Source organism: Candidatus Microbacterium phytovorans (genome assembly GCA_029202445.1).
GTDB classification, from domain to species: Bacteria; Actinomycetota; Actinomycetes; order Actinomycetales; family Microbacteriaceae; genus Microbacterium; species Microbacterium phytovorans.
Map to the genome: position 1 here is coordinate 1,258,613 of CP119321.1, position 14,992 is coordinate 1,273,604.

Sequence of the window (14,992 nt, forward strand, 5' to 3'; positions counted from 1 at the left end):
ACAGGAAGGAATGCTCCTTGAATCAACGGCCCGGCACGCGAGGGGTGCGTGCCGATTTAACTCGCCGGGCAGCAGCAGTGACGCCGAGCCCCACCAGTATAGCGGCCAGCGTGGCACCCATGAGCGGCACGGTGCCGTACCGAAGGGTGTCCGCACTGGGCAGGAGCGGCGATCCCGGCTTGGTCGCCGCCTCCGGCGCCGGCAGCGGATCTATCTCCGCCGGGGCGATCGTCGGGGTCGGCTGCGGGGTGGCCTCGGCGCGCCGATACAGGCGAATCCACTCCGCAAGACTCCCCATCGGGTTCTCCGATACGAGCGGCACGTCCTCGGTCACGGCCGCGGCGGCATCCATCAGTCCGTACCCGTAGAGCTCAGGCTGGGCTCGCGACGCCGGGGTGGACCGGGCGGTGGAGATCAGCCGATTGATGACGTTGTCGGCATCCAACTCGGGGTGCGCCGCACGGACGAGCGCAGCCACGCCGGCGACGATGGGAGCTGCGCCGCTCGTGCCGTTCCAGATCATGAGCTGCCCGTCTGCGGAGACCCCGAGGAGCTGCTCGCTGGGCGCCATGATCCCGATCGCGATGCCCTGCGTCGATGCCTCCACGCTCGCGGCGCCACTGCGGTCGACGCCGCCGACCGTGAGCACGCCGGGGATCGTCGCGGGTGCGCCGACTTCATCGGTGCCGCTCCCCTTGTTGCCCGCCGCGACGACGACGACGACGTCGTGCTCGAAGGCGTAGAGGAACGCGCTGTCCCAGCTGGCATCCCACTCGAGCGTGTTCGTCGTGAAGGAGAGGTTGATGACGTCCGCGCCGTTGTCGACGGCCCACCTCATCGCGTCAGCGACCTGATCGACGAACGGCACGGCCGCCGACGCACCGAAACCGACCGAGATCGACAGCAGGGATGCCTCGGGGGCCACGCCCAGCATGCCCTTGCCGTCGCCGGTGCCCCGGGAGGCGGCAAGAGAGCCCACCCAGCTGCCGTGATTCGAATCCACCGCGCCCACGGGACTGCGTCCGTCGGGGGTGCCGGTGCCCGAGAAGTCCGCACCGCCGACGACCGCGCCGTCGAACTCGACCGGGCCCTTGCCGATCCCCGTGTCGATCACGGCGATCGTCACGCCCTTGCCGCGCGTCGTCTTCCAGGCCTCGCGGATGCCGTAGTCGTCGAGCCAGTACTCGGCCTCCTGCGCGGGGTCGGGTTCATCCTCCGCGGCGGGAACGTCCTCCGGCGCACGTGTGGCCGACGGCGTGCGCACCGTCGCGGACGGCGAGTGCTCGAGGACGGCGGCACCGGCCGTTGCGGGCGAACCGAGCACGATCAGTCCGATCGCGACGACGACAGCCGCCGCACGTGACGCGTGAGGCCGGCGAGGCGACACGCCTCCCACCTCCGCATCGTTCGTCGGGCTCGCGCTCATGCCGCCGTCCCCGGCACCGCGCACGTGCACACCGCCGGCGACCAGTCCCCTCGGTCGAGGGCGAGGTCACCGATGGGGTTGACCCCCGGCCCTGCCGCGAGGGCATGCGCCGCGAGGGCATGCAGACACTTGACACGGGTCGGCATCCCGCCCGCCGAGATGCCCTCGATCTCGGCGACGTCGCCATAGATCGAACGGTCGGCGAGGTACGCCGCGTGGGCGGCGGCGTACGCGGATGCCACGTCGTCGTCTTCCGCGAGGATCTCGGAGAGCTCGCGCATCACCTGGGTCGCCTCGAGAGCGCTCATCGCCGCCGTCGCGCCGGGATGCGTGAGGTAGTAGAACGTCGGGAACGGCGTGCCATCGGGCAACCGGGGCTCGGTCGCCACGACGGTCGGATTGCCGCAGACGCACCGCGCCGCAACACCGACGACACCGCGCATGGGACGGCCGAGCTGCTCGCGCATCGTGGCGAGGTCGGCATCGGTTGCGGGAGTCAGCGGCACCCGACCAGGCTACCGGCAGTCGGCTGAGCGCCCCCTGACGCACCCGCGGGAGGCGTCGGCGCGTGCCGAGCGCGGAGCCGGTGCGGTGGCTCAGTCGCCGGACGACGCCGTCTGCGCGAGTCCCGCGCCGGTGACCGACCGGAGCAACTGCGACATCCAGTCGTTGCGGGTCTCCTGGACCTCGTCGCTGACCGCAGCCTGCTCGGGCGGGATGGCGCTGTCCGGGAGATCGTCGTCAACGAGGTACACCACTTCCCCCGGACGCACGTAGTACAGCCGCTCCCGGGCCTGCGACGTGATGTAGGCAGGGTCGGCCCACCGCTCCCGCTCCGCCTCGAGAGCCACGACCTCTTCCTTCGTGACCTGCACGGAGCGCTCCAGCGCGGCGATCTGATTGCGCTGATCGAGGTAGGTGCCCACGCTCGGCACGAGCACGAAGGCCGCGAGCACGACGAGGCCCAGCATGATCCCGGTGAACGCCGACAGGCGCACACCGCCGACCCAATCGCGCACGTCGACGCGACGCGAAGAGGGAGCCGGCGCAGTGCTGCGTCCGGCTCCCTCTGTCGTCATGCGTTCAGCCTACGTCGCGCGTGCGCGGACGACGGCAGGCACTCCGTCGGGATCAGCCCTTGAAGCGCGGGAACGCGCCGCGACCGGCGAAGACCGCGGCGTCGCCGAGCTCCTCCTCGATGCGCAGGAGCTGGTTGTACTTCGCGACGCGCTCGCTGCGCGCCGGTGCGCCGGTCTTGATCTGACCCGCGTTGACCGCGACCGCGAGGTCGGCGATCGTCGTGTCCTCGGTCTCGCCTGAACGGTGCGACAGCATCGAGCGGTAGCCGTTCTGCGTCGCCACGGCGATCGCGTCGAGCGTCTCCGACAGCGTGCCGATCTGGTTCACCTTCACCAGCAGCGCGTTGCCGACGCCGAGGTCGATGCCCTTCTGCAGGCGGGTCGGGTTGGTGACGAAGAGGTCGTCTCCGACGAGCTGCACCTTCGAGCCGAGGGCGTCGGTGAGGTTCTTCCATGCATCCCAGTCGTCCTCGGCGAGCGCGTCCTCGATCGTGACGATCGGGTAGTTCGCGACGAGGTCGGCGAAGTACTCGGTGAGCTGGTCGGCCGACCACGCCTTGCCCTCGACGGTGTACACGCCGTTGTCGAAGAACTCGGTCGCGGCGACGTCGAGGCCGACGGCGATGTCCGTGCCCGGCGTGAAGCCGGCCTTCTCGATCGCCTTCATGAGGAAGTCGAGACCCTCGCGGTTGGACGGAAGGTCGGGGGCGAAACCGCCCTCGTCGCCGAGACCCGTCGCGAACCCGGCGGCCTTCAGCTCGCCCTTGAGGACGTGGTAGACCTCGGTGCCCCAGCGCAGCGACTCCGCGTAGGTGTCGGCTCCGATCGGGGCGAGGAAGTACTCCTGGAAGTCGATGCCGTTGTCGGCGTGCTCGCCGCCGTTGATGACGTTGAAGAGCGGCACGGGCAGCACGTGCGCGTTCGGTCCGCCGATGTAGCGGAAGAGGGGAAGGTCGGCGCTGTCGGCGGCCGCCTTCGCGACGGCGAGGGAGACGCCGAGGATCGCGTTCGCGCCGGTGCGCGACTTGTTCTCGGTGCCGTCGGTCTCGATGAGGATCTCGTCGACGATGCGCTGCTCGCTGGCCTCGACACCCTCGATGGCGGGGCCGAGTTCGTCGATGACGGCTGCGACGGCCTTGAGCACGCCCTTGCCGCTGTACCGGCTCTTGTCGCCGTCGCGCAGTTCGTACGCCTCGAAGGCGCCGGTGGATGCGCCGGAGGGGACGGCGGCGCGCTGGACGATTCCGTCGTCGAGCAGCACCTCCACCTCGACGGTCGGGTTGCCACGCGAATCCAGGATCTCGCGTGCGCCTACAGCCTCGATCAGTGCCACAGGGGACTCCTTGTTTGTGGAAGATGGATCTCGGAGCGTCGTCGGTCCGCTCCCGAGTCTAGTGACGCCGAGACCCCCGCCATACGGGGGGCACCGGATCAAAGCGTGCCGAGCGCCTGCGGGGCCGGGTCATCGCTCCCCCGGACGCACGACCACCGCGAGCGCGACGCCGTCCCACCCCTTGGCATCCAGGGTCTGGAGCGCCGTCGCATCGAACCGGGGATCGTCGCCGAGCATCGCGAGTCCGCGCTGCGTGCCGATCACCTGCGACGACGTCGTTCCCCGATTCGCCACTTCTCCGCCGCGTCCGACGTTGTCGACGACCACCACCGTCCCCTCGCGTCCGAGACGGGCGGCCCAGTCGAGGTACAGCGTGTTGGACTCCTTGTCGGCGTCGATGAAGACCAGGTCGAACGGCTCCTCGCCGGCGAGCGCGGGGAGTACGTCCTCACCGCGACCCACGCGGATGTCGACCTTCTCCCCTACCCCGGCGCGGTCGATGTTCGCTCGAGCGACCGCGGCATTGGCCGGCTCCGCCTCGATCGTGACCACCCGGCCGCCGTCGGGGATGCCGCGGGCCAGCCAGATCGTGGAATACCCCCCGAGCGTGCCGACCTCCAGCACGCGCCGTGCGCCGCTGATCCGCGCCAGCAGGTGCAAGAGCTTCCCGTTGACGGGCGCCACTTCGATCGCGGGGAGCCCGGCCGCTCCCTGATCGGCGACGGCAGCGTCGAGAGCTGCGTCATGGCCCACGAGGGTCTCGGTGAAGTAGCGGTCGACGGCGCGCCAGGCCTCGGGGGTAGGATCACGGTGGGTCATCCCCCCAGCGTTCCGAGGTGCATGGCATCCGTCAAGGACCGACCGCGCCGCGGGGGACGCGGCGCCTCACGACAGCGGCTTGAGCTCCAGCGCGTCGCGAGCCTGACCGGCGGCCACCGTCGCGAACGCGGTGTACCCGTCGGCCGCCGAGCGCTCCAGGAGCGCCTTGAGGTTCTTGGTGCGCTGCTCCAGCCGCACGCGCGACCCCTCCGCCACGAGAGCCGCCTTCAGGGCGAGGAGCTCGGCGACCGGCACGTCACGATCGTGGACGAGGACGACGGCGGATGCCGCGGCATCCGTCGCCAGGTCCACGAGCTCGACCAGGCGCTCGAAACCGAACGAGAAGCCGACCGCGGGAACCTCCTGGCCGAGGAAGCGCCCGATCATGCCGTCGTAGCGCCCGCCGCCGCCGAGCGAGTAGTCGACCGACGGGTGTGCCAACTCGAAGATGGTGCCCGTGTAGTAGCCCATGCCGCGGACGAGGAACGGGTCGTAGCGCAAGGGCACGTCGGCGGCGGCCTGCCCGTCGGAGTGACGGGCCGCCGCCACGGCGGCGCCGATGCCGACGAGGTGGGCGACGACCTCGTCGGGCGCCCCCTCGGGCAGCTCGGCGCGAACGTGCTCCTCACCGAACGGCAGATGCTGCAGCGTGCGCGGGCGCCGCAGGAACGCGGCGAACGCGTCGACGGCGGAGTCGGCGGCGCCACGCGAACGGAGCTCCTCTGCCACCCCCTCGGGACCGATCTTGTCGAGCTTGTCGATCGTGATGAGAACGCCCGGACGCTCCTCCGCCGTGAAGCCGAAGGAGTCGAGCATCCAGTCCAGCAGGCGCCGGTCGTTGATCCGCAGCCAGCCTCCCTCGAGCCCGAGTGCATCGAGAGTGTCGAGGCTCGCGGTCACGAGCTCGGCCTCCGCGCGCGCCGACGCGTCGCCGATGATGTCGATGTCGCACTGGACGAACTGTCGGTAGCGACCCTTCTGGGGGCGCTCCGCGCGCCACACGGGGGCGATCTGAATGGCCCGGAACACCGTCGGGAGCTCCGCGCGGTGGCTCGCGTAGAAGCGAGCGAGGGGAACCGTCAAGTCGTACCGCAGCCCCAGGTCGGAGAGCGCCCCGGGGTCGTCGGCGGCGGCGCGGATGCTGTCGGCATCCAGTCCTCGCTTGAGCACCGTGAACGCGAGCTTCTCGTTGTCGCCGCCGATGCCGGCGTGGAGTCGGGCGTACTCCTCCACGACAGGGGTCTCGATCTCGTCGAAGCCGTGCGCGCGGTAGCGCTCGCGGATGACGGCGAGCACGCGCTCACGGCGGGCCTTGTCGGCGGGAAGGAAGTCGCGCATGCCGCGCGGCGGGTTCACGGATGCCACCCCACCATTGTTCCAGGTCCGATGCCGGGTTCCGGATCGTCGGGGCCCGGAACGCGCGGGGCGAACTCCTTCGAAACGGAATCGGACGGCGCCGGAGCGGCGTTCTCGGGCCCGTGACGTCGATATCGAAGGAGTTACCGACCGGGAGCGTCGGCCTCAGCTGCGCGTACCGCCGACTCGAGCTCCCGCAGGCGCCGCCGCAGTGCCCGCTCGGCATCCCACCCCTGCCCGCGCGCCTGGGCGACGAGTCCGAGCAGGGCGTCGCCGAGCTCCTCCTCCGACGACGGCTGGCCCACCGGTGCCGCCGGCGGCTCGATCACCGCGGCGGCCCGGCCCAGCAGCTTCTGAGCGAGGGCGAGCGACGGCATGTGCGAAGACACGCCGTCGAGCACGCTCGTGCGCGTGCGCTTCTCGGCCGCCTTGGCCGCATTCCAGTGCACGAGCACCTCTTCGGGCGTGGTGGCCACGGCATCGCCGAAGACGTGCGGATGCCGTCGCACCATCTTCTCGGTGAGACCGCGGGCGACATCGTCGATGTCGAACGGCTCCTCCGCCGCCTGCGAGGCGACGGCCGCGTGGAACAGCACCTGCCACAGCAGGTCGCCGAGCTCCTCGCGGAGGTCGGCCCTCGAGCCCGCCTCCACCGCGTCGATCAGCTCGGCCGACTCCTCGACGAGATACGGCACGAGGTCGTCGTGCGTGATCCGGGCGCTCCACACGCATCGCTCCCGCACCACGCGCATCGTCTCGGCCGCTTCACGCAGCGGATCGGCCGGGCTCAGACGGTCGTGATCGAAAGTCGACGATGATGCCATGCCCGCCACGATACGAGGATCGCGGCGAGGACGAGCGACACGAGCGACCCCGCGAGCACGCCGAGGGTGGCCTGATCGCGCACCGCGGCGTCGCCCGCGAACGAGAGTTCGGAGAGCAGGAGCGACACCGTGAAGCCGATGCCACCGAGGGCTCCGGCGGCGAGGAGATCGCCGAACGCGAGTCGGGGCGCCCCCGGCACGTGCGCGACGCGCTGGGCCATCGCGCCCGCGAGCGCGATGCCGACGATCTTCCCGACCGGCAGCGCGAGCAGCACGGCCCAGAAGGCGGGCGAGAGCTGGGTCGGCGACACCGCCGGGATGGCGACGAGCGCGGCGGACAGCGCGAACACGGGCAGCACGATCGCGTTCACCCAGGGCTCGATCGCGTGCCGCGCGCGCAGCGCGGGCTGCTGCGCCATCACGAGCCCGAGCGCCACGCCCGCGATGGTCGCGTGGACACCGGAGGTGAGCACGAGCCACCACACGAGGACTGCGACGACCACGAGGGCGACGACGAGGAGGGGCCGGGTCGAGGTGTCGAGGACCCTGCTGAGGAGGCGGAAGACCACGAGCCCTACGGCGGCGAGCACGAGGCGCAGCAGATCCACGTCGGAGGTGAACAGCACCGCGATGAAGACGATGCCGACGATGTCGTCGAGGATCGCGAGAGCCAGCAGGAAGACGCGCAGTCCGGCCGGCAGCCCCTTGCCGAAGACCGCCAGCACACCGAGCGCGAACGCGATGTCGGTGGCCGTGGGGATCGGCCAGCCGCGCGCCGCCTCGGTGCCGCCCGCCACCAGCAGATAGACCCCGATGGGGACGAGCACACCGCCGGCGGCGGCGATCGCCGGTTGGAGGGCGGTGCGCGGGGAGTTCAGCCGGCCGCTCGTGAGTTCGTACTGCAGTTCGACGGCCGCGACGAAGAAGAAGATCGCGAGCAGCCCGTCGGAGATCCAGTGACCGACGGAGAGTTCGACGACACCGGGAATCGTCAGGTACGTGCCCTTCACCGCTTGCGCGGCATCCCCCCACGGGGAATTGGCGAGCACGAGACCGACCACAGCGGCCAGCAGCAGGAGGAGGGCGGGGAACCGGGCGGAACGCAACAGGCGCATAGAGCTTCCTTCGGGGTCGACGGTCAGAAGCCGACCAGACTTCCCGGCACACCTTCTCCCAGCGTAACGCGTGACGAGCACGAAACGTGGTGCCGTTACCGTGGAGGCATGCGTGAACTCACCCGGACCGAAGCGATCGACCTCGTCGGACGCGGCGAGGCCGAACAGGAACTCCCCGAGCGGATGCGCGCCGACGTCCGCCTGCTCGGCGGACTCCTCGGCCAGGTGCTGCGCGAGAGCGGTTCGCCGGGCCTCTTCGAGGACGTCGAGCGACTGCGCCTCGCGACGATCGCCGCCTACACCGACGACTCCCCCGAGGCGTTCGAGCGCGCCGCCGCGATCGCGGAGTCGTTCTCCGTCGAGCGCGCCGACGAGGTCGCGCGCGCCTTCACGGTGTACTTCCACCTCGTGAACCTCGCCGAGGAGCACCAACGAGTGCGGGTGCTGAAGGAGCGCGACGGGCGTCCCGACAAGGAGGAGGTCACCGATTCGGTCGCCGCCGCCTTCGTGCGCCTCGCCGCCGAGGTGGGCGACGACACGGCGCTGGACCGTCTCCAGAACATGCGCTTCCACCCCGTCTTCACGGCTCACCCGACGGAGGCCCGCCGCCGCGCCGTGTCGTCGAGCATCCGCCGCCTGGCCGCGCTCCTCGGCGAGCACGACGACGCGCTCCGCGGTGGTGCCGACGAACGCCGCGCCGAGCGCCGGATGATCGAAGAGGTCGACACGCTCTGGCGCACCGCACCGCTGCGCGCGGAGAAGCCCACCCCCGTCGACGAGGTGCGTGCCATCATGGCCGTCTTCGACGAGACGCTGTACACCGCCGTGCCGCACGTCTACCGCCGCGTCGACGACGCGCTGCAGGGGCCGGGTGCGGGCAACCGCGCGCCCGTCGTGCGCCCGTTCGTGCGCCTGGGCACGTGGGTCGGCGGCGACCGCGACGGCAACCCGTTCGTCACGGCATCCGTCACGAAGAAGGCGGCGGCGATCGCGGCCGAGCACATCCTCCTGGGGCTCGAGCGCACGGCCGAGCGCATCGCCCGCAGCCTCACCCTCGCCGCCGACACCACCCCGCCGAGCCCGGCGCTGCAGGCACTCCTCCAGCGTCTCGCCGCCGCCGACGAGGAGGGCGCGACGGATGCCGTCAAGCGCGCGACCGGCGAACCGCACAAGCGGGCGATGCTGCTCATCACACGGCGCCTCGTCGCCACGCGCCGCCGCGACGCCGATCTTGCCTACCGCGACCCCGAGCACCTGCTGGCCGATCTGCGCACCGTCCAGGACTCCCTCGTGGCCGCACACGCCGCCCGCCAGGCCTACGGCCACCTGCAGCAGCTCATCTGGCAGGTCGAGACGTTCGGATTCCACCTGGCCGAACTCGAGGTGCGCCAGCACTCCGCTGTGCACGCGAAGGTGCTCGCCGAGTGCGAGGCCGCGGGTCAGGGCGGCGAGTCCGGCGGGGCGCTGAGCACGCAGGCCGAAGAGGTGCTCGAAGTCTTCCGGACGATCGCGCACGTGCAGGAACGCTACGGCCCGCGCGCGGCGGGGCGGTACATCGTCTCGTTCACGCAGTCCGCCGCCGATCTCGCCGCGGTGCACCGCCTCGCGCGGTACGCCGTCGGCCCGTCGGGCACCCCGCCGGTGCTGGACGTCATCCCGCTGTTCGAGACGTTCGCCGACCTTCAGGCCGCGCCGGGGATCATGGCCGAAGTCGTGCAGCAGCCCGAGTTCGCCGCCCGGCTGGAGGCCACGGGCCGACGCCTGGAGGTCATGCTCGGCTACTCCGACTCGTCGAAGGACGTCGGCCCCGTCGCCGCCAACCTCGCCCTGTACGAAGCGCAGGCGGAGATCGCCGCGTGGGCGCAGGAGGTCGGCATCCGTCTCACGCTGTTCCACGGCCGTGGCGGCGCCCTCGGACGCGGCGGCGGTCCCGCCAACTCGGCCATCCTCGCCCAGCCGCCGCATTCGGTCGACGGCCGCTTCAAGCTCACGGAGCAGGGCGAGGTCATCTTCGCCCGCTACGGCGACGCGGCGATCGCCATGCGCCACATCGATCAAGTGGCCGCCGCCGTGCTGCTGGCCTCGGCGCCGTCGATCGAGCGTCGCAACCGCGACGCCGCGGAGCGGTTCGCCGGCGTCGCGGCGACGATGGACACCGCGTCGCGCGAGCGCTTCTTCTCACTCGTGAAGGCGCCCGGCTTCGCCCCGTGGTTCGCGACGGTCACGCCCATGGAGGAGATCGGACTGCTCGCGCTCGGGTCCCGTCCCGCCCGCCGCGGGCTGTCGGTGGAGTCGCTGGAAGACCTCCGCGCGATCCCGTGGGTGTTCGCGTGGTCGCAGGCGCGCATCAACCTCGCCGGCTGGTTCGGGCTGGGGACGGCACTGGATGCCGTCGGCGATGTCGACCTGCTCCGGCAGGCCTACGAGGAGTGGCCGCTGCTTCGCACCGTGATCGACAACGTCGGCATGAGCCTGGCGAAGGCGGACACCCGGATCGCCCGCCGCTACCTCGACCTCGGCGACCGCGACGATCTCGCCGAGCTGGTCATGACCGAGATGGAGCTCACCCGCTCGTGGGTGGTCCGCATCACGGGCGGCGACGAGCTGCTGTCGAACCGACCCGTGCTGCAGCGCGCGGTGAAAATGCGCGACCCGTACGTCGATGCGCTCTCGCTCCTGCAGCTGCGCGCCCTGCGGGTCCTGCGCTCGGAGGAGACCTCGGCGCCGGAGTGGCAGCGGCTGCTCCTCCTGTCGGTGTCGGGCGTCGCGGCCGGCCTGCAGAACACGGGCTGAGCGACCCGACGCGTCAGTCCACGCGTCGGTCGTCGGCGTGGCGGGCCAGCGACGATCCGTACCGCTCGGTGAGCTGCACCATGAGGTCGGGCGTCCCGCGGTCGAGCCCGAACACATAGCCCGGGAAGTCGAGGTCGTGCTGCAGCGCCCAGATCTCGTCGTGACGATCGGGCGGAAGCACCTGCGCCGGAGCACCGACGGCGACCCAGCCGATCGGCACGACCGTCTCGGGCGGGAGCACCGTTCGCAGGTGCACGACGGCGTTGATGCGCACTTCGCTGTGGGTGCCGATCCGCGCGCCGTTGAAGATGCGCACCCCGGTGGCGAGGAACACCTCGTCCTCGACCGTCGCGCCGGAGATGCTCGCCATCGGACCCACCAGCACGTGCGACCCGATGTGGACGGGATGGGCCGCCGCCCCGCGGATGAGCGCGTTCTCCATCACGATGACGTGCTCGCCGAGGGTCACCGCCCCGCCGTCGGCCGTGATCACCGCGCCGTGGAGCACCTGGCATCCGGCGCCGATCGTCACGTCGCCCGACACGACCGCCGTCTCGGCGACGACGGCGTCGGGGTGGATGCGGGGCTGCGCCCCGAGGTGCTCGAATCGCATGCCGTCAGCGTATCCCTACGGCCCGTCCGGGTCAGGCGTCGACCGGAGCGGCCTTCTCGGGGAGCGGGAACAGCTGATCGAGCAGCTGACGGGTCCACGCCAGGAGGTCGGCTTCGGCGACCGGCTCCCCACCCGCCGTGGGCAGCGGCACGATCATCGCCTCGCCGCCGGAGAGAACCTTCGACTTCGGGTGGAGCCGCTGCAGTCGCACCCGCAGCGAGTCGGGGAGTCGGGCGGGCGCGACGCGCAGGTTCGGTCCCATGGCGACGACGTCGGTGAGGCCCGACTGCGCGGCGCGTCGGCGGAGCCTGGCAACGGCGAAGAGCCCTTCGACGTCGGCCGGGGGCGTGCCGTAGCGGTCGTGGAGCTCCTCGGCGACGAGGTCGATGGCGTCGTTGGACGCCGTGACGGATGCCGCGGCCGACAGCTTCTGGTACGCCTCCAGCCGCAGCCGCTCACTGTCGATGTACGTCTCGGGGATGCGCGCGTCGACGGGCAGTTCGAGCCGCAGTTCGGCGGGCCCCTCCGTCTCCTCGCCACGGAAGGTCGCGACGGCTTCGCCGATCATGCGGAGGTAGAGGTCGAACCCGACGCCGGCGATGTGGCCGGCCTGTTCCGCGCCGAGCAGGTTCCCGGCGCCGCGGAGCTCGAGGTCTTTGAGGGCGACCTGCATGCCCGATCCGAGGTCGTTGTTGACCGCGATCGTCTCCAGACGGTCGGCGGCGGTCTCGCTCAACGGCTTCATCTCGTCGTACAGGAAGTAGGCGTACGCGCGCTCGCGCCCACGCCCGACGCGGCCGCGCAGCTGGTGCAGCTGGCTCAGGCCGTACTTGTCGGCGCGATCGATGATGATCGTGTTCGCATTGGAGATGTCGAGGCCGGTCTCGATGATCGTCGTCGAGACGAGCACGTCGAACCGTCGCTCCCAGAAGCCGTCAACGACCTCTTCGAGGGCGTGCTCCCCCATCTGACCGTGCGCGACGGCGATGCGCGCTTCGGGGACGAGCTCGGAGAGCTGAGCCGCGACGCGCTGGATCGACTGCACGCGGTTGTGGACGTAGAACACCTGGCCCTCGCGCAGGAGCTCCCGCCGGATCGCGGCCGCGACCTGCTTGTCGCCGCGCGGGCCGACGTAGGTGAGGATGGGATGCCGGTCTTCCGGCGGTGTCTGCAGCGTCGACATCTCTCGGATGCCGGTGACCGCCATCTCGAGTGTGCGCGGGATCGGGGTCGCGCTCATCGCGAGGATGTCGACGTTGGTCTTGAGCTTCTTGAGCTGGTCCTTGTGCTCGACGCCGAAGCGCTGCTCCTCGTCGATGATCATGAGGCCGAGGTCCTTGAAGACGACCTTCTCGGTGAGGATGCGGTGGGTGCCGATCACCATGTCGACGGTGCCGTCGAGGAGGCCCGCGATCGTGTCGCGCGCGTGCTTGTCGGTCTGGAACCTCGACAGTGGCCGCACCTTCACGGGGAACCCGGCGAAACGCTCGGTGAACGTCTCGAGGTGCTGCTTGACGAGGAGCGTCGTCGGGACCAGCATCGCGACCTGCTTGCCGTCCTGGATGGCTTTGAAGGCCGCACGCACGGCGACCTCGGTCTTCCCGAAGCCCACGTCGCCGCTGAGGAGCCTGTCCATGGGGATCGGCCGCTCCATGTCGGCCTTGATCTCCTCGACGGTCTGCAGCTGGTCGAGGGTCTCGGCGAACGGGAACGCCTCCTCGAGCTCGCGCTGCCACGGCGTATCGGGGCCGAAGGCGTAACCCTTCGAGGCCATCCGCGCCGAGTACAGCTTGACGAGCTCGACGGCGATGTCGCGCACCGCCTTGCGCGCCTTGCCTTTGGCGGCCGCCCAATCGCTTCCGCCCATCTTCGACAGCGTCGGGGCCTCGCCGCCGACGTAGCGGGACAGCTGGTCGAGCTGATCGGTGGGCACGAAGAGCTTGTCGCCGGGGTAGCCGCGCTTGGAGGGCGCGTACTCCAGCACCAGGTACTCCCGCTGGGTCTTCACGGCATTCCGTCCGCCCGTGGATACCTCGCGCTGCACGAGTTCGACGAAACGGCCGATGCCGTGCGTGGCGTGCACGACGACGTCGCCCGGCTTGAGCTGCAGGGGATCGACGACGTTGCGACGGCGCGAGGCGAGCTTCTTCACGACGCGGGAGTCCGAGCCGATGGTCCGGCCGTAGAACTCCGCCTCGGTGAGGACGGCGAGTTTCGCTGCCTCGTCCTCGAACCCGGCTTCCAGGGTCGCGACGACCGCGACGGCGACGCCCGGCTCGGGCGCGTCGTCGAGACCGTCGACGGTGCGCGCGGCGAGGCCCCGCTCCGCGAGGACGTCGCGCGCCCGGTCGACGAGCCCCGCACCGCCGGCGGCGACGACGACGCGCCATCCGTCGGCCAGGAGGTCGGCGACGTGCCCCGTCGCGCCATCGACGTTGCCGTGGAACGAGGGAACCGGAGAGGCCTCCACGCGTACGACGCCCGCCGCCTCGACGAGGTCGGAGACGTCGGCGTCGGCAGCGTGGAACCCGGGGTCGAACGCGCTCAGCGTCCACCACACACCGTCACGATCGGCGGTCGCCTCGTGCAGCTGCGGAAGAGTCAGGAAGTCGCCGGCGCCCAGATCGACGGGCGTGTCGGCACCCGCCGTCGCCGCACTCCACGCGGCCTCGAGGAACTCCTGGTTGGTCTCGCCCAACGTCATGGCGCGCGTGACGGCGCGCTCGGGGTCGAGGAGCGCGGTGGCGGTGCCGCGCGGCAGGTAGTCCACGAGCGGCACGACGCCGTCTGCCACCACCGGGAGGAGTGACTCCATCCCCTCGACGGGAATGCCCTCGCTCATCTTCTCGAGCATGCCCCGCAGGCCCGGGAACCGGTCGCGGAGCGCGGCGGCACGCTCTCGCACGTCGGGGGTCAGGAGCAACTCGCGGCTGGGGATGAGCGTGACCCCGCGCACTTCGCCCGGCAGCGAGCGCTGGTCGGCGACGGAGAACGCGCGGATCTGATCCACCTCGTCGCCGAAGAACTCGACGCGCACCGGGTGATCGGCGGCCGGCGGAAAGACGTCGAGGATGCCACCGCGCACCGCGAACTCGCCACGACGCGACACCATGTCGACCCGGTGATAGGCCAGCTCGACGAGGCGTCGCACGACGGCATCCAGATCGTGCCCGCGCTCCCCCGCGACCAGCTCGACGCTCCCGGCATCGGTCAGGCCCGCCGCGATCGGCTGCAGCGCGGCACGCACGGATGCGACGACCACGAGCGGAGCCGCGCCGTCCCACGCGGCGGCGCGGCGCAGCACCTCCAGGCGCTTGCCCACCGTTTCCGGGCTGGGGCTGAGCCGCTCGTGGGGCAGTGTCTCCCACGCAGGGAACTGCACGACGACAGCGTCGGGAATGAGGCATTCGAGCGCGGCGCCCACGCTTTCGGCTCGACGACCCGTCGGGGCCACCACGAGCAGCGACGCCGGTGACCCGTTCGCGCGGCGCGCGTCAAGGAGCCCGGCGAGGAGGGGGGCGTCGAGTCCCGTGACGACCGAGAAGTCGGTGTCGCGGCGACTGCCTCGGAGCGCCGCGGCGAAGGGTTCGGACGGTGCGAGGGCGCGAACGATCCCGGCGACTGTCATCCGTCC

Annotated in this window: 11 protein-coding genes; 1 reads left to right on the plus strand and 10 read right to left on the minus strand. The window is 71.1% G+C overall.

The genetic code is table 11. The features are described 5' to 3' along the window. Positions 1 to 22: 22 nt before the first annotated feature. From P0Y48_06055 to P0Y48_06090, 8 genes are all read right to left on the minus strand, one after another. The gene (locus P0Y48_06055) at positions 23 to 1,426 is read right to left on the minus strand and encodes a S8 family serine peptidase (GenBank protein ID WEK14753.1); all 1,404 of its coding nucleotides are present in this window, start codon (positions 1,424 to 1,426) and stop codon (positions 23 to 25) included. Further along, positions 1,423 to 1,893, minus strand: coding sequence for a DUF501 domain-containing protein (locus P0Y48_06060; GenBank protein WEK15024.1), 471 nt, complete (start codon positions 1,891 to 1,893; stop codon positions 1,423 to 1,425). The genes P0Y48_06055 and P0Y48_06060 overlap by 4 nt, the downstream gene beginning before the upstream one ends. Positions 1,894 to 2,022: 129 nt before the next feature. Further along, positions 2,023 to 2,505: a septum formation initiator family protein gene (locus P0Y48_06065; protein WEK14754.1), complete on the minus strand. Its 483-nt coding sequence runs from the start codon at positions 2,503 to 2,505 to the stop codon at positions 2,023 to 2,025. A 52-nt stretch (positions 2,506 to 2,557) separates the two neighbouring features. Continuing rightward, positions 2,558 to 3,838, minus strand: a complete 1,281-nt coding sequence (gene eno / locus P0Y48_06070; GenBank protein WEK14755.1) for a phosphopyruvate hydratase — start codon at positions 3,836 to 3,838, stop codon at positions 2,558 to 2,560. 129 nt (positions 3,839 to 3,967) lie between these two features. After that, a complete protein-coding gene (locus tag P0Y48_06075; GenBank protein ID WEK14756.1) occupies positions 3,968 to 4,657 on the minus strand; it encodes an O-methyltransferase in 690 nt (229 codons plus the stop codon). Positions 4,658 to 4,723: 66 nt separating this feature from the next. Further along, on the minus strand, positions 4,724 to 5,995 hold the full coding sequence (gene hisS, locus P0Y48_06080) for a histidine--tRNA ligase (GenBank protein WEK15025.1): 1,272 nt from the start codon (positions 5,993 to 5,995) through the stop codon (positions 4,724 to 4,726). Positions 5,996 to 6,156: 161 nt separating this feature from the next. Next, positions 6,157 to 6,837, minus strand: a complete 681-nt coding sequence (locus P0Y48_06085; protein ID WEK14757.1) for a MazG family protein — start codon at positions 6,835 to 6,837, stop codon at positions 6,157 to 6,159. Then, on the minus strand, positions 6,801 to 7,952 hold the full coding sequence (locus P0Y48_06090; GenBank protein ID WEK14758.1) for a Na+/H+ antiporter NhaA: 1,152 nt from the start codon (positions 7,950 to 7,952) through the stop codon (positions 6,801 to 6,803). The genes P0Y48_06085 and P0Y48_06090 overlap by 37 nt, the downstream gene beginning before the upstream one ends. A 108-nt stretch (positions 7,953 to 8,060) precedes the next feature. Between P0Y48_06090 and P0Y48_06095 the strand changes: the two genes are divergently transcribed. Continuing rightward, complete coding sequence (locus P0Y48_06095) at positions 8,061 to 10,745, plus strand: phosphoenolpyruvate carboxylase (GenBank protein WEK14759.1); 2,685 nt, start codon at positions 8,061 to 8,063, stop codon at positions 10,743 to 10,745. 13 nt (positions 10,746 to 10,758) lie between these two features. Here the strand turns inward: P0Y48_06095 and P0Y48_06100 are convergent, their stop codons facing one another. Together P0Y48_06100 and mfd are read right to left on the minus strand one after the other, a co-directional pair. Then, a complete protein-coding gene (locus P0Y48_06100) occupies positions 10,759 to 11,358 on the minus strand; it encodes a gamma carbonic anhydrase family protein (protein WEK14760.1) in 600 nt (199 codons plus the stop codon). Between the two features lie 31 nt (positions 11,359 to 11,389). Next, entirely contained in the window at positions 11,390 to 14,986 is a 3,597-nt protein-coding gene (mfd, locus tag P0Y48_06105; GenBank protein ID WEK14761.1) for a transcription-repair coupling factor, read from the minus strand. Positions 14,987 to 14,992: the final 6 nt, after the last annotated feature.